The sequence below is a fragment of the Sulfitobacter noctilucicola genome, assembly GCF_000622385.1.
Lineage (GTDB): Bacteria > Pseudomonadota > Alphaproteobacteria > Rhodobacterales > Rhodobacteraceae > Sulfitobacter > Sulfitobacter noctilucicola.
In genome coordinates this window covers 951,240-968,656 of the sequence record NZ_JASD01000008.1, presented here as the reverse complement: position 1 = coordinate 968,656, position 17,417 = coordinate 951,240, and the positions used below count along the sequence as shown (strand labels likewise).

The window sequence follows — 17,417 nt, the reverse complement described above, 5'->3', positions numbered from 1 at the left end:
CTGCTTATGTCGGACAGCCCCGTCAAAACCCGCCGTGAGGGACCAATCCTCGAAGTTACGCTGGACCGGCCAAAAGCAAATGCCATCGACCTCAAGACGTCGCGCCTGATGGGCGAGGTATTTCGGGACTTTCGGGATGATCCTGATCTTCGCGTCGCCATCATTACAGGTGCGGGCGACAAGTTCTTTTGTCCCGGTTGGGATCTTAAGGCCGCATCTGATGGTGATGCTGTCGATGGTGACTACGGTGTTGGCGGCTTCGGCGGCATTCAGGAAATGCGCGGTCTGAACAAACCGATTATCGCGGCAGTGAACGGCATCGCTTGCGGAGGGGGATTGGAGCTTGCCCTAAGCGCAGACATGATCATTGCATCTGATAGTGCCACCTTTGCCCTGCCCGAAATCCGTTCGGGTACGGTGGCCGATGCCGCCTCCGTCAAACTTCCCAAGCGCATCCCCTACCACATCGCAATGGAGCTTTTGTTGACAGGCCGTTGGTTCGATACCTCCGAAGCAAAGTCATGGGGTTTGATCAACGAAGTGGTTCCTGCTGGCCAACTAATGGAGCGCGCATGGGCGCTTGCCGAACTGCTGGCCTCGGGCCCTCCGCTTGTTTATGCCGCGATCAAAGAGATCGTTCGGGATGCGGAAGATTCCAAGTTTCAGGATGCAATGAACCGCATTACCCAGCGCCAGCTACCAAGCGTGGACATTCTTTACTCCTCGGATGACCAACTGGAAGGCGCGCGCGCCTTTGCTGAAAAACGTGATCCGGTCTGGAAAGGAAAATAGCCCCTAAGAGGCTGTTTTTCCGTCCTTATCTGTAGCTTCCGAAGACATTGCCGGCGGATCAGTTACCAGCTGCGCTTCTTCGATATCAGAGACCGTCGCCACAGCGCCCGCGCCGTCAGCACCGGACTGGTCCTCAACCGCACCAACAATCAGCGGCAGCATCTGCACGCCACCCGGCATCGCGACTTCGGACATAGGCGGGGTTTTCCAGGTCAGTGTATCGAAGCTTTTGCAGTTGGTGCACATCGGTGCCCAATCATGATGGATGTGCTGGCAATTGTCGCAAATCCATTGCGGGCCACGCGAAACTGTCAGCGCGCGAGCAAGCCAGCCTTTCACAACGGTATCTGATGCACCCTCGCCTCGTTCAATTGCTGCCATCAAGGTGACAGAACGTGCAGTCGGGTCTGTTTCCACCAAATCGCCCAGCGCACGACGTGCTGCAGGAAAATCTTCGTCAGCGATGAAAAGCTCGGCGTTCAGCATCTTGGTTTCGGGATGATCCGGCTTTGATTTGGTCAATGCCTTAAAGCGCTTGATGCGCGCTGCGGGCTTTTCATCCGGTTCGATCTCCGCAAATGCGGCGGCAAGATCAGGATGGGGATGAACGCTCCATCCCTTTGCCAGTACACGCGCTGCATAACGTGGTTTGCCCTGCTCGATATATCCACGCGCTGCCATTACAGCGGCCGGGATCAGATCAGGCGACATACGGTTTGCTTCGATAGCGGATTCGCGGGCGGCTATATCGTTGCCTTCGTCGAACACTTCACGCGCTTCGGAAAGCGCCAGTACCGCGTCGCGGCGTTTATGGACGTCGCGCGGCAACTGGCCGTTCTTCAACTTGGCGCTCAGCGTTTTACGCGCACCGGTCCAGTCTTCTTTCTGTGCCTGAAGCTGAAGCAGAATATCACCTGTTTCCCCGTGCTTGGGTTTAAGCGCAAAGGCTTTCTCCGCAAGCTTCAGGGCTGTGTCGGTATCCCCTTCAGCCAGCTTTTGTTTCATGATGCCACGCACACCGACAAAACGCGTGGATTCGTCAGCCACCAGCTTGCGGTATGTTTCTTCTGCCATCTTGCGATCACCGGCAAGTTCGGCAGCTTGTGCTGTCAGCAAGTTGGTCAGCGCAGGCTTGTTCAGATATTTGTCAGCCTTCTGCGCTTTTGCCAGTGCGACACGCCCCTCGCCGCTGGCAAGCGCCATCAGACCTTCGGACAAAGCGTCGAATCCCTTGCGTTCTCTGTTGCGGTCAAAATAGCGGGACAGCGCAGTCTCATCGCCGTTAAGGAATTTCCACGTGGCCACCAGCAACGAAAAAATCTTGAGCAAAAGCCAAACCGCAACCAACAGGACAATGACCGCGATAACCGACTGTAAAGGTCCAAAGCTGAATTCTGTACCCAAGACAGTAACCTGAACGCCGCCCTGGCTTTCCAGAAGATAGCCTGCACCCCACGCCAACGCCGCCACCACGGCAACAAAAACGACAATCTTGATCAATGACCACAACATAAATTCAACTTTCTCAGTTTGCCGTCAGGCGTTGCGACAGGTCTTGTACGGCAGCTTCGGCGTCCGCGCGGGCGCGGGCGGCGGCAATCCAGTCTGCCATGGCGTCCTGCGCCTCGGGGGGGAGCGTTTCGATCTCGGTCAACGCTTGAGATATCTGCCCGTCGCGTACGGCCGCTTCTGCGCGTGACAGTACGGCATCGGGCCCTGCGCCATCACGTGGCGCGACAGAACGCGCGCCCAACTGACGTTTCAGAAAACCACCCAGACCTGCTTCACCATCGTCTGCGCCAGAAGCACGTGCCGTGGAAAGGGCCGCGCGTGCCTGATCGGGATAATCTGTCTGCAGCTTCAACAAGGTGGCCACACCGTCAGCGGCGGGTCCTGCCAGTGCTTCCGGCACATCGGATATTCCACTGTTCTGCAAATCGCCAACCTCGGATTCAAAGCTTGAGCCAGTGGTCATGGCTGACATGATCTTGGCCAAAGCGGCTTGTACATCTGCACGCTGTGCCGCCTCCGAGGTCGCCTCTTCGATGCTCTGGGCATTCTCAAGCAAGCGGTCAATCTCCGCTTTCTGCTCCTCGACAGAGGTTTGCAATGCAGCAAGGTCCTGCGCGTATTGGGCAGAACCGTCACCTGCGACAACGGGTCGGCCTTCCAGCTCTTTCAGACGCTCCTCAAATTCACCAACCATCGTTTCGATGCTGGCAATGCCTGCTTCGATACCACTTAGATCAGGCGTTTCGGGCGCGGTCGGTTCAACAGCTTCGAGCGCCGCTAGCCGTTCACCCTGAGCGTCAAGAGATTGGGAAATCCGGTCCGTATCAACACGGGTATTGAACACATTCAATTCGGATGCGGCAAAACCGATCCCACCTGCAATCATCCCACCCAGAACCAGCGGCCAGAAAATACTGCGTTTTTCTTCGGGCGGCGGTGTTGTGGCGGGCAAGCTGCTTGTTGCCGCAACCGCTGTAGTAGTCGCTGCTGTTTCAGCGGAGGTCGACCTGGTTGGTTCCGGTTTTGCATCTGATGATGTTGAAGTATCGGGTGTGGTCGTTTTAGGATCGGTGGCTTTTGCAGCCTCTGTCGGCTTCGCAGCATCTTTTTTGGTTGGCTGTGTCTTGGGCACGCCAGATGTACCACTGGTGCTTGACGCAGCCTTCGAACTTGCCGCAGCGCTCTTAGAGGCTGTGCTCTTTTTTGGCGCAGGGCTGCTCGATGCCTCGCTAGATGTCGATTTGGAGGCTGTTGACGCGCCGCTCTTCGCCGAGGTGGCTTTACTTGCTGCAGAAGGTGTTTTGCTTTTTGTTGTCGAAGCCTTTGGTGCTGCACCTGTCTTTTCTGGCGATGTATCGTTGGATTCCGGTGTGCTCGACTTGCTGTCGGACGCTGGTTTCTTTGCTTTCGCCACGTGCATACCCTTCTGATTCTGACTTTCAGTCAGTTTAACGCTTTGACCTTACCCGCCAAAGCTGTCCACCTTCAAGCTAAGCTATCGCGCCGCAAGACCATTTCAACCATTTGCCGCATTGCTGTGCCATTCGGCAGCGGCGCTGTCTCAACAGCAGATACCGGCTTGCCAATTATCAAGCGTGCGACCGCGTCACTAATGGCGATTACATGCACATTGGCCAACCGTTCTGCTTGAGAAAGAAACTGCTCTGCACTGCGCGGCGAAAAAAGGGGAAGGATGACAGGGCGTTCCCCATCCAGCATCGCCTTTGCCTGAGCATTCAACTGTAGCGGCTGCTGGTCATAGACAGTCACAACGTCAACGGTCAGCCCGGTATCACGTAGTCGCTCTGCGACTTCGCCACGGCGGTGGGCACCAGCGATATGCAAGATCGGCCCGTCTGGACGAAAACGCATCATTGCTTTCACCAGATCATCAGCATCTTGCGCCGTGTATGACACGTTCCATCCTCGACTACTTGCCTGTTCAGCCGTTCCGGGGCCAACGCAGAAAGCGTTCATGCCCGTCACTTCCGGCACAAGGGCAACAGCATTACCGGATGTGAAAATCACGCTGTGATAACCCGTCAGATCGATCGGAGAACGGGTTGGAACAATATCAAGCACCGGCGAATAACAGATATCGACCGAGACAAGACACCTCTGATCCAGCTCCGCAACAAAGCGCCGCGCGGCTTTTTCGGGTCGGGTCAACAAAAGCGACCGGTCAATCATCTGGAGTCAAAGCATTGTTTGCCATGGTTTGCGGTGTTACCTCTCGACCAGCCTCCTTGCAACGGAAAGCAGACATGCGGCCACCTCTCACCATACTCGGACTGGAAAGCAGCTGTGATGATACGGCAGCAGCTGTTGTTCATTTACCAGTTTCCGGACCACCTGCCATTCTGTCATCAATCGTTGCCGACCAGACTGATCTTCATGCCGCTTTCGGCGGTGTCGTCCCAGAGATCGCAGCCCGCGCACATGCTGAAAAGCTTGATCTTTGCGTGGAACAGGCTCTGACACAGGCAAATATGACCCTTGGAGCCATTGACGCGATTGCCGTAACAGCCGGGCCCGGCCTAATCGGAGGGGTGGTTTCAGGCGTGATGTGCGCAAAGGGTTTGTCAGCCGCGACCGGCAAACCCCTTTACGGTGTAAATCATCTTGCCGGTCACGCATTAACGCCGCGCCTGACGGACGGCGTTGAATACCCTTATCTGATGCTGCTTGTTTCCGGTGGTCATTGCCAGTTTTTGCTGGTGAAGGACGCGGATGACTTTACGCGACTTGGAGGAACAATCGACGACGCCCCGGGCGAGGCTTTTGACAAGGTGGCAAGGCTGATCGGACTTGGCCAGCCAGGCGGTCCGGCGATTGAAAGTGCGGCTCTAAATGGGGATAATCGCCGCTTTGCCTTCCCCCGCCCCCTGCTGGACCGCGCCGGTTGCGACATGTCCTTTTCCGGCCTCAAGACTGCAGTGCTTCGTACACGGGACCAGCTTGTTAAGGAGAACGGCGGCCTCACGGTACAGGATCAGTGTGACCTAGCTGCTGGATTTCAAGCCGCTGTTGTCGATGTTTTAGCAGCAAAGACTCGCAACGCGTTTGCGAGCTATCCAGATGCTGCTCAACGAAGCCTGTGTGTCGCAGGAGGTGTGGCTGCCAACACAGCCATTCGCAGTGCATTAGAGACTGTTGCGTCTGATCAGAAAGCATCCTTTGTTGCGCCCCCGCTGGCCCTGTGTACGGACAATGCAGCCATGATCGCTTATGCAGCCGCTGAGCAATCAACACTGCGAAGCGAAGACGACTTGAAACTATCTGCTCGCCCTCGCTGGCCCTTGGATACAGCGCAGCCCGCGATGCTTGGCAGCGGGAAAAAGGGGCCAAAAGCATGAACGTCGCTGTTCTCGGGGCGGGTGCATTCGGAACTGCATTGGCAATATCCTTGGCGAATAAAGAGCCTGTTACGTTATGGGCCCGCGATATCGGCGAAATGGCCAACGAACGCGTTAATGCACGGCGATTGCCCGGAGGCGCCTTTCCCGAAAACCTCTCAATAACAGATGTTTGCGCGCGTGCGTGTGAAGCAAAGGTAATTCTGATTGCAGTACCAATGCAGAAGCTCAGAGCGTTTCTCATTGCCAATCAGGCTCTACTACAGGGAAAAACACTGGTCGCATGTTGCAAGGGTATTGAGCTCGAAACCGGTCTGGGGCCTGTGGGCGTGATCTCGCAAAGCGTTCCTGATGCGGTACCTGCGGTGCTGACGGGGCCAAGTTTTGCGACTGACATTGCTGCCGGGCTTCCAACGGCGCTGACACTGGCATGTGCGGATGACGACATCTGCCGGACTTTGCAGTCTACCCTTACAACAGACAACCTAAGGCTTTATCGGAGCACTGACACAGCGGGCGCTGAGCTGGGTGGTGCCATGAAGAACATCATCGCAATCGCTTGTGGTGCGGCGATTGGTGCCGGTTTGGGCGAAAGCGCGCGCGCCGCTTTGATGACGCGCGGTTTTGCCGAAATGCAAAGGCTCGCCATCTATCGCAATGCGCTGCCGACCACTCTCGCTGGTCTATCGGGGTTTGGCGACCTCACCTTGACCTGCACATCGGAAAAGTCGCGGAATTACTGTTTGGGCCTTTCTTTGGGTCGTGGGATACCATTCGATGCAACGACAACTGTTGAAGGTGCCGCCACAGCACTTGCTGTTGATGCGCTTGCCCGCGAAGCCGGTTTGGATTTACCAATAACCACAGCAGTTGCCGCGTTGCTTGAACGGCGGATCGACGTCACGCAGGCGATGGAATCGCTTCTCACCCGACCCTTAAAGGAAGAATAAAATGCTTATTGCTTTGATCGCGCATGATAAACCCGACAGCTTGCCAATCCGGCAGGAAAACCGGCCTGCCCATTTAGAGTATCTCAAGTCCAGCGCGCACGTCGCGCAGGCTGGCCCGCTTTTGAACAATGAGGGCGGGATGATCGGATCCCTTATCATTCTGGATGTGCCCGACATGGCCACAGCCGAGAATTGGGTGGCTAACGATCCTTACGGCAAGGCGGGTCTGTTTCAATCGGTCAAACTAACACATTGGAACAAGGTGATCGGGTAATGGCCTACTGGTTGTTCAAGTCAGAGCCGAATACCTGGGGTTGGAAAGAACAGGTCGCCAAGGGTGATACGGGTGAAGAGTGGGATGGTGTCCGAAATTATCAGGCGCGTAACTTCATGAGAGATATGCGTGTCGGTGATTTGGGTTTTTTCTATCACTCAATGAAAGAAAAATCCGTGGTGGGCATCGTTGAGGTCGTCAAAGAAGCACATCCTGACAGCACGACCGATGATGAGCGGTGGGAATGTGTCGACATCAAAGCGGTACGTCCCTTCATCACACCCGTCACCTTGGATCAGATCAAAGCAGAGCCTGCGCTTGAGGATATGATACTGGTCAAGAACTCCCGCCTGTCTGTTCAACCGGTTACTGACGCGGAGTGGCGCAGGGTTTGCGAAATGGGAAATACAGATCCCTAGCTTCAGGCTTTCTTGAAAAACAGCGGATTGGGCGCGAAACATCGCTGATCGGATCAAAAAAGGGTTCTGACATGACTGCCAGAACCCTTTCTCACCCCGCGTGCTCCCTAAACCACCGCACACGTATAGAAATCTGTTCTGGCCGTCCTGGCCACCCGTTGTTCATACCAAAGAACACAGATTAGACCAAGTATTTGATAGTTAAACATTATCCCAAAACAGAAATGCCCGCGACTAAATGTGCGGGCATTCAAAGTTCATGATCGTCAGGCAGTTAGCCGTAAACAGATTCTTTACCGAACTTCTTCGTCAGCATGTAATAGATCACGGCGCGATACTTGTTTCGTTCCGACTTGCCGTAAGTCTCAATCGATTCCTGGATCGCTTCCATCAGGTTCGGTCCATCGGGAAGTCCCAGTTTCTTCATCAGAAAGTTCTTTTTGACGGTCTCAAGTTCGTCTTTCTGGCTGCCAGCAACGGTCTGTGCATCGGCGTTATAGATCGAAGGACCGCAGCCGATGGTCACCTTTGTCAAAAGGTCCATATCAGGCTTCATGCCGCATTTGTTCTCCAGATCTTCCGCATACTTTGCGATCCAATCATCCCGTTTACCCATCGAAAATCTCCCAGTTTTAATAATCTGATCAGCCTGTCTGATCTTGCTGGCGACCCTAAAGGCTAATGTTGCGGGTACAAAGGGAAAATTCGCCGATATCTCCCACTGTCAGAGAACCCCACCATATGACTGCCGGATGGAAGAGGTTTTCGTCGGTATCAATCAACTCGAACGGCGAAGCCTCAAACCTCTATTTAAGGATCACACCGTCAGTGCGGCCATTCTTGGTGCGGCGATCCAGCTCACGGTCGGCACGGATGTATTTACGGATGATAGGTGCTGCGTTCTTGCACCCCGCGAGCTTAACTTCTTGCGCGGCGTTGATGCCGTGTTGTCCGTGTTTGCGTTCATGAACAAGAAGGTTCGCCATCATCCGGTCAAAAGATGCGCGGACATCGGCGGTCATTGCTTGGGGATTAGTGTGTTTGGGCAATGTATACGTCAGAGTAAGTTCGACATTGCAGGCAGCGTCCCACCTTACTTCCCAATTCGTAAGAGCGGTAAAGCCCTTCGGACCTTTCTTGCGAAATTCACGAATGAGGGCTTTGGGCGTGAGCGCGCTGACGAGATAGACCTGATTGACTTCAGTGATTTTCGGCCCTGCAGCCAGCGCCGGAGATATAGCCATCCCCAGCGCTGCAATAAGTATCCACGAGGTGCGTCTTGGTGCCCTCATGGGACCAGCTTAATACCGGTAATGCTCAGGCTTGAACGGGCCGTCGGGCGATACGCCGATATAAGAGGCTTGTTCAGGGTCGAGCTTGCTCAGCTTTACGCCGATACGGTCCAGATGCAGACGCGCGACCTTTTCATCAAGATGCTTTGGCAGGATGTAGACATCGTTGGTATACTTGTCCGTGTTCTCCCACAGTTCGATCTGTGCAAGCACCTGATTTGTGAAAGATGCAGACATCACGAATGACGGGTGGCCGGTCGCGTTACCAAGGTTCAAAAGACGTCCTTCGGACAACAGGATCAAACGGTTGCCGTTCGGCATCTCGATCATATCGACCTGTTCTTTGACGTTGGTCCACTTGTGGTTCTTCAGGCTTGCCACCTGAATTTCATTATCGAAGTGACCGATATTGCCAACAATCGCCATGTCCTTCATCTCGCGCATATGCTCGATGCGGATCACGTCTTTGTTGCCGGTCGTGGTGATGAAAATATCGGCTGTTCCAACAACGTCCTCAAGCAGGACCACCTCGAAACCGTCCATCGCGGCCTGCAAGGCGCAAATCGGATCAACTTCTGTCACCTTCACACGCGCGCCGGCGCCTGCCAGGGATGCCGCTGACCCTTTACCAACGTCGCCGTAACCCATGACAACCGCAACCTTGCCGGCCATCATCGTGTCTGTCGCACGACGGATGCCATCGACCAGAGATTCCTTACAGCCGTACTTGTTGTCGAACTTCGATTTGGTCACGGAGTCGTTTACATTGATTGCAGGGAAGGGGAGCTGGCCCTGTTTTTTAAGATCGTACAAACGGTGTACGCCTGTCGTGGTTTCTTCGGATACACCTTTGATCTGGTCACGCATCTTGGTGAACCAACCGGGTGATGCTTCCATACGCTTTTTGATCTGCGCCTTGATGACTTCCTCTTCTTCGGAAGTTGGTACCGCGATTATATCCTCGCCTGCTTCGGCACGTGCACCCAAAAGGATGTAGAGAGTTGCGTCGCCGCCATCGTCAAGAATAAGGTTCGGGCCTTCTTCAAACATGAAGGACTTATCAAGATAGTCCCAATGCTCTTCCAAGGACTGACCCTTGATCGCGAACACAGGCACACCGGATTCAGCGATTACAGCGGCAGCATGATCTTGGGTTGAGAAGATGTTGCAGGATGCCCAGCGCACATCTGCACCCAGGGCAACAAGCGTTTCAATCAGAACAGCGGTCTGGACAGTCATATGCAGCGAACCAACGATCCGCGCGCCTTTCAACGGCTTGCTTTCGCCGTACTCGTCCCGCAACGCCATAAGGCCCGGCATCTCTGTTTCAGCGATATCGAGTTCCTTACGCCCGTAAGCGGCTAGATTGATGTCTTTGACGATATAGTCGTTGGCCATGGAGGCACCTCATCTGGGATGTTTGAGCGCCGCTTAACACTTCTGGGTCGTTCTCTCAACATCATATGGTGCCGCATGGATACCAGTTACTTAATCACCCAATTGCGCAACGATGTCGTTGTCTTGTGATGAGAGTGTCCAATCATCACCCTGTGCAACGACACATGCATATCCGTCTGAAAGAGTTTTAACCAACGTCCAGGTACCGGTGTGCTTTGATGCCCAAAGTTGTTCTTTGGCTGCTGTCGGCTCTGCGACCGGTGTTTCACCGTACCAGTCAATCAACGACGCCTTCATTTCAGCGGCCGGCATACAAACCTGCTGCTCCGCCGCGACCTGTGTCGCAGTGGTCAATCCCGAGATTATGGCAAGCGCTGATATAAACAGTTTCATCGTTTTCTCCTTCGTGAGACAAACACCGAAGTCGCGAAATAGTTCCAATGAGTTAACGAACACGAGGTCGTGAACATGGCACAGCCACCCAGAGCATGGCAGCGGATGTTGTCAGGACGCAGGCTTGATCTGCTTGATCCCACACCTGTCGACATTGAAATTGAAGATATTGCCCACGGTCTGGCATTTGTGGCGCGCTGGAACGGCCAGACTAAGGGTGACTATGCCTATTCAGTGGCAGAACATTCGCTTCTGGTCGAAGAGATCTTTGGCCGGACAAACCCGAATGCCCCCGCAAAATGGCGACTGGCCGCCCTGCTGCATGATGCGCCGGAATATGTGATCGGTGATATGATCTCGCCTGTGAAAGCAGCCGTAGGCCCGGATTATGGCGCGCTGGATGACAGGTTGACTGCTGCAATACATCTGCGCTTTGGGCTACCCGCACAGATACCTGTCAGCATCAAAAAGCAGATTAAAAAGGCTGACAAGGTAAGTGCATGGATGGAAGCCACGCAAATTGCCGGATTTTCAAAAGTTGAATCGGACCGGTTTTTCGGTCGCCCCGACCCTGATCTCATCGCTGATCTTAATATTGTCCTGCGACCTCCTGTTCAGGCGCGTAACGATTTCACCAATCGTCACGCAGCGCTGCTGAAAGCGATGGCATGATCAAAGTTCGCAGCCCGATTACGCTGGATTATCCGCATATGGCGCATCTGCTGAATGCCATCATAGAAGCGGGTGGAACCACCGCGCTGACACGGTCGGTAAAGGGTGATGATCTGGCAGAATGGATGGAATTCGCGCCGGAGCGATCAGCGTGGCATGTAGCAGTTGATGCGCAGGAAAAGATTGTCGGCTTTCAATGGATAGAGCCCGAAAGCTCCTTACCGCCCGAGGCTGCGAATATCGCCACTTTTGTGCAGATCGGTCAAACCGGTTTGGGAATTGGCTCCGCGCTTTTTGAGGCCACGCGCCGTGCGGCCAAATCGCTTGGTTATGTTTGGATCAATGCCAACATCCGTGCGGATAACGAAGGTGGGCTAATCTACTATCAAAGTCGCGGCTTTCAGGACTATGGCCGCGTTGAGAATTACCGGATGGGTGACGGGCAAATCGTAGATAAGATCCTCAAGCGTTACGACCTTTAGGTTTTCATACGCTGGGATGGCCAATCACCGCGGTGAGCGTTTCGCCAAAATACGCTGCAACGTACGTCTGTGCATATTCAGCCGGCGCGCCGTTTCCGACACGTTTCGATCGCACAACTCGTAAACCCGTTGGATGTGCTCCCATCTCACGCGGTCCGCGCTCATCGGGTTTTCAGGGGGCGGCGGCAGATCATCTCCGGTCGCCAACAAGGCATTCGTGATGTCGTTAGCGTCCGCTGGTTTCGATAGATAATCCGTGGCACCAATCTTGACCGCAGCAACCGCAGTTGCAATCGCACCGTACCCCGTTAGCACAACAACACGTGCGTCCTCCCGGCGTTCGCGCAGGACTTCAACGACATCCAGACCGTTCCCGTCCTCAAGCCGCAAGTCGATCACCGCATATGCCGGAGGCCGCGCCGTCGCAATTGCCCGACCGGCCGCTACGCAATCTGCGGTTTCAACCTCGAAACCGCGTTTTTCCATTGCCTTGGCAAGGCGACGCAGAAACGGTTCGTCGTCATCTACCAAAAGCAGTGATTTGTCGGGGCCGAGGTCTGTCAATTCTTGTGTCACTTCGGTGCGCTCACATTCATTATCCTACTTCCTTTGAATATGGTGCAGAGGGCGAACAGGTCAAATGCGCTATAGCTTGTCGATAAAACAGCCGATCGCATCCGCCATCTGTTCCGGCGGGAGTTCTCGACGGAAATATTCGACAAAGCCGATTTCAGGCATCACGAGATAGCTGAAGGTGGAGTGATCAACCAGATATTCACCATCTACGGCAGGATGCGCCTTGTAATAAGTTCGGTAGGCTTCGCTCGCCGCCTTAACCTGCTCCGGTGATCCGGTCAGTCCAACCATGCGCGGGTGCATCGCATCCGCAAAATCACCCACCACTTCGCTTGTATCACGTTCAGGGTCGATGGTGATGAAGACCGGTGTCACCATTTTTCCGCGCTCTTCGAGCAATTCGATGGCTGATGCGTTCCGGTCTACGTCCAGCGGGCAGATATCAGGGCAGAAGGTATAACCGAAGTAGATCAACGACGGCTCTGTGATGACGTCCTTGTCTGTCACCGTCTCGCCTCGCGCATTTACCAACTCGAAGGGGCCGCCGATTTCCCCTGCGACGGTCGACGCACGACACTGCGCAAATTGGTCTTCTGCCTCGCCAGTATTCTGTGATGACATCCAGACCATTCCCAAAAGGAAAACGGCTGTGACGGAGACTGCAGCAATGGGTATAATGCGGTTCATCGGAAAGCTCCTGCGCTCTGGCGCGCTCTTGATCGTGAATTGGTGCAGACCTACGCTACATCACTGCAAAGACAACAGCGAATAAACAAATGGTGCTTAGATGACGCAGCCAACGATCAGGCCTCTTACAGGCCGCACGCGGGCAAACTGGATCCGCTTGCGCACCATGATCCTGTTAAGGTGGGTGGCGATTGCCGGACAGTTGATTGCCATCAGCGTGGCGCAAGTGCTGTACGGCATCCAGCTTGAACTTGGCTGGTGTTATCTTGCCATCGGTGCGTCGGTTATCGCGAACTTGGTTGCGACCTTTGTATTCCCCCAGAACAAGCGGCTATCGGAACTTGAGAACCTATCGATGATCACCTTCGATCTGATGCAGATCGCGTTCTTGTTGTATCTGACCGGAGGACTGAACAACCCGTTTGCCTTGCTTCTACTTGGGCCGGTCACGATATCGGCCACCGCGCTCAGCCTGCGGTCAACACTGCTGTTGTGCTCTGTTGCGATTGTTCTGGTGTCCATCCTTGCTGTCGATCACCTGCCTCTTACAACGCGGGCAGGTGACGTGCTGAAAATACCGACGCTTTTCATATTCGGGCAATGGACGGCGCTTGTTATCGCGATCGTCTTTACCAGCGCTTATTCGCGCCGTGTCACGACCGAGGTACACTCAATGGGAGACGCGCTGGCGGCGACCCAGATGGCGCTTTCTCGGGAACAAAAGCTCACTGATTTGGGCGGTGTTGTTGCCGCTGCTGCGCATGAGTTGGGAACGCCGCTGGCGACCATCAAGCTTGCCAGCGCCGAGCTTTTGAACGACCTCAAGGATCAGCCAGATCTGGCAGAAGATGCCGCGCTGATCCGCGATCAGGCGGACCGCTGTCGTGATATTCTGCGCGACATGGGGCAGGCGGGTAAGGACGACCTGCATTTGCGCCGCGCGCCACTTGAGGCAGTTATCGACGAATCCGCTGCCCCCCATATGGACAGAGGCAAAGCCGTCGTTCTGACACAAACGGGCGGTGCCGCCCAGCGCAGGCAGCAACCGATTATCGTCCGGAAGCCCGAGGTCATTCACGGCCTGCGTAACCTGATCCAGAACGCCGTCGATTTTGCAGAAACGACAGTCTGGGTTGAATCAAGCTGGTCCGAAGACACAATTTCGATTCGTATCATTGATGATGGTGCCGGCTTTCCTTTGCATATTATCGGCCGCCTTGGTGATCCCTTTATGCGCGAACGCCGGTCGGAGCAGACAGGCGTGATCAGACCGGAATACGAAGGCATGGGTCTGGGACTTTTCATCGCAAAAACCCTGCTGGAGCGGTCGGGCGCACGGTTGCGGTTTGCAAACGGCTCGGAGGATGGTCAGGGCTCTGCGGCAATCGGCGCTGTGGTCGAAGTTATCTGGCCACGCACCGCACTTATGCCGGAGACGGACCCTGACCGGCAAGGCATCGGAGAAAATCAACAGATCGTTGCTTAATAAGCTGATTATTAACAACAGGCGCAATTCTTTAACCACTCATTAACCTGTTCACCTTTTGGTGGATGTCTAAAGGTGAGCAGGCGAAGGGACAGTCATGTTGAACCTCTTGGATATTATTCTGATCGTTTTATGCGCGGGGCTAACTGCTGCTTTCGCTGTGCGGTTTTTGATTGTGCCGCGATCAGGATCCGTAGCGGTCGATTTGACTGATACCGATCCGGTTGCCCTACTTTTCGACAACGGCGTGCTGCATCATGGCACCTTCGCTGCGCTTAGCAAATTTTCCCTGTTACCCGGCACCCACGTCTGGGACGACCTGCGTGACGCCCTCTTGCCAAGGTTTCCCGATTTCCCCGAAACGTCCGGCTCGGGTGCATCAGGCAGCATGGCGCTATTGCCGCAGGATCCGGACGATCCTTCCCAAGTCAAAGTGAAATGGCGCGACGGGTTTTGCTGGGTAACACTTTCGGAACAGCCCGAAACCAAACCCCGTAAACAACTTCACGACACCGGCACACTTGAACAATGCGCGCAAACTTTGGCCCATCCCGCGTGGGAAGTTGATCATCAGGGGAGGGTGATCTGGTCCAACCCGGCCTACGACAGCCTCGAACGAAATCACAAAGGCGCTATCGCAGAATTCAACGTTCCCCTTGATACCGCTCCGAAACGGCTTCCGATATTCGACGCAAGTGGCCGTCAGGAATGGTACGAAGTCAGCGCCCATTTTTCAGAACGCGGCACGATGCACCACGCGACCCGTGTGACGACCTTGATGCATGCCGAAGAAGCGCAGCGCACGTTTGTTCAGACACTGGCAAAAACCTTTGCGCACCTGTCAATCGGACTGGCAATTTTTGACGACAAGGGACAGCTAAGCATCTTCAATCCCGCACTGGTTGACCTGACAGACCTTCAAGCCACATTTCTGGCTACCCGCCCTACAATGCTCTCTTTCTTTGATGCCCTGCGTGAAAACCGGCGCATGCCCGAACCGAAGAATTATAAAAACTGGCGTCAGGACATTGCTGAAGTCATTGCAGCAGCATCTGGCGGACAATACCGCGAAACCTGGACGCTGGCCGATGGACGGACCTACACTGTTCAGGGGCGACCGCACCCCGACGGTGCAACCGCATTCCTGATCGAGGATATCAGTGCTGAAGTTACGATGGCCCGCAGCTACCGCGCGGAGGTCGAACAGTTCGAGGTCCTGCTCGACAGCGTTGATGACGCGCTTGTGGTGTTTTCCAATTCCGGTGTGCTGACGTTCTCCAATGCGACCTACCGGACGCTCTGGGGCCAAAACCCCGATGCCGCCTTTGCCGATGTGACATTAGAAGACGCGCTTGAGCTTTGGTCGCAGAAATCGGTCGCCGGCATCGGCTGGAGTGAAATACGGACGTTTTGCGCGACGCTGGGGACATCCGTTACGCGGCAGATCCAGCTGCAGATGAATGATGGTCGGGAAGTCCGGTGCACGCTGCGCGGCCTTCCTACTGAAGCCACGTTGATACAGTTCACCGTCATGGGCACAAAGGCTATGACAAAGCCGCTGGATCTGGCCGTTCTTTAAGCGTCTAGCGGTCACCTTTCGGCTTGCAGAGCGTCAACCGCATTGGCACGATATGCCATGGTGATCCGCAGTTACAAAACCAATCTCAAATCAGCGGATGAAACCGCCGATTTTGCCAAGGACCTTTCAACGGTGCTGACGGGCGGAGACGTGATTTTGCTGACAGGGGATGTCGGCGCAGGGAAAACCCACTTTGCCCGTTCGTTAATCAAGAACATGCTCGGTCGGGACGAAGACGTGCCTTCGCCAACTTTCACCTTGGTTCAAACCTATCCTTGCGGCGATGTCGATATCTGGCATGCCGACCTCTACCGGCTCACATCCCTTTACGAGATCGAAGAGCTGGGTCTGGTCGATGCGTTCGAGACAGAAATCTGTTTGGTGGAGTGGCCCGACCGTCTGGGTCCGCTGGCCCCGACCCATGCTCTGAACATTACTCTCGGGTCTGGTGAAGATGACGAAAGCCGGACATTAGATGCCACGTGGAGCGATCCGCGCTGGGACATGAAACTAAAGGTCTGGGAATAGTGAAAAGCAGAGAGCGAGAAATCGCAGCATTTCTGGATCAGACCGAATGGCAGAATGCGCAACGCGAGACTGTCGCCGGTGACGCGTCCAACCGTCGATATGAGCGGCTGACCCATCAGGACGGACGCACTGCAATATTAATGGATGCACCGCCAGAGCGGGGCGAAGACGTCCGGCCGTTTGTCGCCATTGCGGACCATCTTAGGAAACTGGGGTTAAGTGCGCCGGAAATTTATCACCAGGATGCCTTGGCTGGTCTTCTGGTGATCGAGGATTTCGGCGATGCCCTTTTTGCCAGCCTGATGGCGCAAGACAGCACGCAGGAAGCCGCGCTTTATCAATCCGCGTTGGATGTGTTGTTGCATCTTCGCGGTGCACCCTTACCCGATCTGCCGCTGTGCGATGCGCAATGGCTGATAGACATGACCGAACCGGTCTTCGAATGGTATGCACAGGACAATGGTGGCATGAACCGGTTTGCCAATCTATTTCGTCCCCTCGCAGAAGACGTAAACAGCCGTCAGCCCGTCTTGATCATGCGTGACTATCACGCGCAGAACCTTCTGCAATTGCCCGAACGTGACGGGGTGAAATCAGTGGGTTTACTTGATTTTCAGGACGCGATGATCGGGCACCCTGCCTATGATCTTGTGTCGATCCTGCAAGACGCACGGCGAGATGTATCGCCCGGGGTAGAGCGTGATTTGCTGAACTACTATCTTTCTTTGGCAGATGATGATCTTCGGTCATTCGAACGTGCCTACGCCATTCTGGGACTACAAAGAAACCTGCGCATCCTTGGCATTTTCGCCCGTCTTTGTTTACGCGATGGGAAACCGCAGTATCTGGATTTTATTCCCCGCGTCTGGGATTATATCCAGCGCAATCTTGCCCATCCCGACCTCGCGCCAATGCGGGATTTTCTGGGCAATGCGCTCCCTCATCCGACGCCTGAATTTCTAGAAAGCCTCAAAGCACAATGCCCGAAAGCCACTTCCCAGCCCTGATGTTCGCCGCCGGC

The 17,417-nt window shown here is 54.8% G+C and carries 21 protein-coding genes; 12 read left to right on the top strand and 9 right to left on the bottom strand.

Translation table 11 applies throughout. The annotated features are described in order from the left end of the window. The first annotated feature begins 6 nt into the window (after positions 1 to 6). Entirely contained in the window at positions 7 to 792 is a 786-nt protein-coding gene (locus tag Z946_RS0108505; protein WP_025055309.1) for a carnitinyl-CoA dehydratase, read from the top strand. Between the two features lie 3 nt (positions 793 to 795). Here the strand turns inward: Z946_RS0108505 and Z946_RS0108500 are convergent, their stop codons facing one another. Together Z946_RS0108500 and Z946_RS20570 are read right to left on the bottom strand one after the other, a co-directional pair. Continuing rightward, complete coding sequence (locus Z946_RS0108500) at positions 796 to 2,304, bottom strand: heme biosynthesis protein HemY (protein WP_025055308.1); 1,509 nt, start codon at positions 2,302 to 2,304, stop codon at positions 796 to 798. Positions 2,305 to 2,317: 13 nt separating this feature from the next. Next, positions 2,318 to 3,256 (bottom strand): COG4223 family protein, encoded by a 939-nt coding sequence (locus Z946_RS20570; protein WP_241461315.1) that lies wholly within the window; start codon positions 3,254 to 3,256, stop codon positions 2,318 to 2,320. Between Z946_RS20570 and Z946_RS21505 the strand changes: the two genes are divergently transcribed. Continuing rightward, complete coding sequence (locus Z946_RS21505; RefSeq protein ID WP_052836088.1) at positions 3,246 to 3,734, top strand: lipase chaperone; 489 nt, start codon at positions 3,246 to 3,248, stop codon at positions 3,732 to 3,734. The two genes, Z946_RS20570 and Z946_RS21505, sit on opposite strands and share 11 nt — an antisense overlap. A 55-nt stretch (positions 3,735 to 3,789) precedes the next feature. On the opposite strand, the gene Z946_RS0108485 is transcribed toward Z946_RS21505, so the two are convergent. Next, positions 3,790 to 4,494 carry a uroporphyrinogen-III synthase gene (locus Z946_RS0108485; protein ID WP_025055305.1) on the bottom strand — a complete coding sequence of 235 codons (705 nt, stop codon included), beginning with the start codon at positions 4,492 to 4,494 and terminating at the stop codon, positions 3,790 to 3,792. Positions 4,495 to 4,568: 74 nt separating this feature from the next. On the opposite strand from Z946_RS0108485, the gene tsaD reads away from it, so the two are divergent. Genes tsaD through Z946_RS0108465 form a run of 4 tightly spaced genes read left to right on the top strand, consistent with a single transcriptional unit; the run spans position 4,569 to position 7,303 of the window. After that, positions 4,569 to 5,660, top strand: coding sequence for a tRNA (adenosine(37)-N6)-threonylcarbamoyltransferase complex transferase subunit TsaD (gene tsaD / locus Z946_RS0108480; protein WP_025055304.1), 1,092 nt, complete (start codon positions 4,569 to 4,571; stop codon positions 5,658 to 5,660). After that, positions 5,657 to 6,610 carry an NAD(P)H-dependent glycerol-3-phosphate dehydrogenase gene (locus Z946_RS0108475; protein ID WP_025055303.1) on the top strand — a complete coding sequence of 318 codons (954 nt, stop codon included), beginning with the start codon at positions 5,657 to 5,659 and terminating at the stop codon, positions 6,608 to 6,610. Before tsaD ends, Z946_RS0108475 begins: the two co-directional genes overlap by 4 nt. Position 6,611: 1 nt before the next feature. After that, a complete protein-coding gene (locus tag Z946_RS0108470) occupies positions 6,612 to 6,884 on the top strand; it encodes a YciI family protein (protein ID WP_025055302.1) in 273 nt (90 codons plus the stop codon). Then, entirely contained in the window at positions 6,884 to 7,303 is a 420-nt protein-coding gene (locus Z946_RS0108465) for an EVE domain-containing protein (protein WP_025055301.1), read from the top strand. The genes Z946_RS0108470 and Z946_RS0108465 overlap by 1 nt, the downstream gene beginning before the upstream one ends. A 274-nt stretch (positions 7,304 to 7,577) precedes the next feature. Here the strand turns inward: Z946_RS0108465 and Z946_RS0108460 are convergent, their stop codons facing one another. From Z946_RS0108460 to Z946_RS0108445, 4 genes are all read right to left on the bottom strand, one after another. Next, on the bottom strand, positions 7,578 to 7,919 hold the full coding sequence (locus tag Z946_RS0108460) for a DUF2853 family protein (RefSeq protein ID WP_025055300.1): 342 nt from the start codon (positions 7,917 to 7,919) through the stop codon (positions 7,578 to 7,580). A gap of 190 nt (positions 7,920 to 8,109) precedes the next feature. After that, positions 8,110 to 8,547: a DUF922 domain-containing protein gene (locus tag Z946_RS0108455; protein ID WP_025055299.1), complete on the bottom strand. Its 438-nt coding sequence runs from the start codon at positions 8,545 to 8,547 to the stop codon at positions 8,110 to 8,112. Positions 8,548 to 8,604: 57 nt separating this feature from the next. After that, complete coding sequence (gene ahcY / locus Z946_RS0108450) at positions 8,605 to 9,993, bottom strand: adenosylhomocysteinase (RefSeq protein WP_025055298.1); 1,389 nt, start codon at positions 9,991 to 9,993, stop codon at positions 8,605 to 8,607. A gap of 90 nt (positions 9,994 to 10,083) precedes the next feature. Continuing rightward, positions 10,084 to 10,386 carry a hypothetical protein gene (locus Z946_RS0108445; RefSeq protein WP_025055297.1) on the bottom strand — a complete coding sequence of 101 codons (303 nt, stop codon included), beginning with the start codon at positions 10,384 to 10,386 and terminating at the stop codon, positions 10,084 to 10,086. 75 nt (positions 10,387 to 10,461) lie between these two features. On the opposite strand from Z946_RS0108445, the gene Z946_RS0108440 reads away from it, so the two are divergent. Together Z946_RS0108440 and Z946_RS0108435 are read left to right on the top strand one after the other, a co-directional pair. Further along, complete coding sequence (locus Z946_RS0108440; protein ID WP_025055296.1) at positions 10,462 to 11,058, top strand: HD domain-containing protein; 597 nt, start codon at positions 10,462 to 10,464, stop codon at positions 11,056 to 11,058. Next, complete coding sequence (locus Z946_RS0108435; RefSeq protein ID WP_025055295.1) at positions 11,055 to 11,540, top strand: GNAT family N-acetyltransferase; 486 nt, start codon at positions 11,055 to 11,057, stop codon at positions 11,538 to 11,540. The genes Z946_RS0108440 and Z946_RS0108435 overlap by 4 nt, the downstream gene beginning before the upstream one ends. Positions 11,541 to 11,564: 24 nt before the next feature. Here the strand turns inward: Z946_RS0108435 and Z946_RS0108430 are convergent, their stop codons facing one another. Together Z946_RS0108430 and Z946_RS0108425 are read right to left on the bottom strand one after the other, a co-directional pair. Beyond that, positions 11,565 to 12,116, bottom strand: coding sequence for an ActR/PrrA/RegA family redox response regulator transcription factor (locus Z946_RS0108430; RefSeq protein WP_025055294.1), 552 nt, complete (start codon positions 12,114 to 12,116; stop codon positions 11,565 to 11,567). A 69-nt stretch (positions 12,117 to 12,185) separates the two neighbouring features. Next, a complete protein-coding gene (locus Z946_RS0108425) occupies positions 12,186 to 12,803 on the bottom strand; it encodes an SCO family protein (RefSeq protein ID WP_025055293.1) in 618 nt (205 codons plus the stop codon). A 100-nt stretch (positions 12,804 to 12,903) separates the two neighbouring features. On the opposite strand from Z946_RS0108425, the gene regB reads away from it, so the two are divergent. The 4 genes from regB (at position 12,904) to Z946_RS0108405 (ending at position 17,403) form a co-directional block, all read left to right on the top strand. After that, positions 12,904 to 14,289, top strand: coding sequence for a sensor histidine kinase RegB (gene regB / locus Z946_RS0108420; RefSeq protein WP_025055292.1), 1,386 nt, complete (start codon positions 12,904 to 12,906; stop codon positions 14,287 to 14,289). Between the two features lie 97 nt (positions 14,290 to 14,386). Next, complete coding sequence (locus Z946_RS0108415) at positions 14,387 to 15,868, top strand: PAS-domain containing protein (protein WP_025055291.1); 1,482 nt, start codon at positions 14,387 to 14,389, stop codon at positions 15,866 to 15,868. A 57-nt stretch (positions 15,869 to 15,925) separates the two neighbouring features. Beyond that, positions 15,926 to 16,396 (top strand): tRNA (adenosine(37)-N6)-threonylcarbamoyltransferase complex ATPase subunit type 1 TsaE, encoded by a 471-nt coding sequence (tsaE, locus tag Z946_RS0108410; protein WP_025055290.1) that lies wholly within the window; start codon positions 15,926 to 15,928, stop codon positions 16,394 to 16,396. Next, positions 16,396 to 17,403, top strand: coding sequence for an aminoglycoside phosphotransferase family protein (locus tag Z946_RS0108405; protein ID WP_025055289.1), 1,008 nt, complete (start codon positions 16,396 to 16,398; stop codon positions 17,401 to 17,403). Before tsaE ends, Z946_RS0108405 begins: the two co-directional genes overlap by 1 nt. The last annotated feature ends 14 nt before the right edge of the window (positions 17,404 to 17,417 follow it).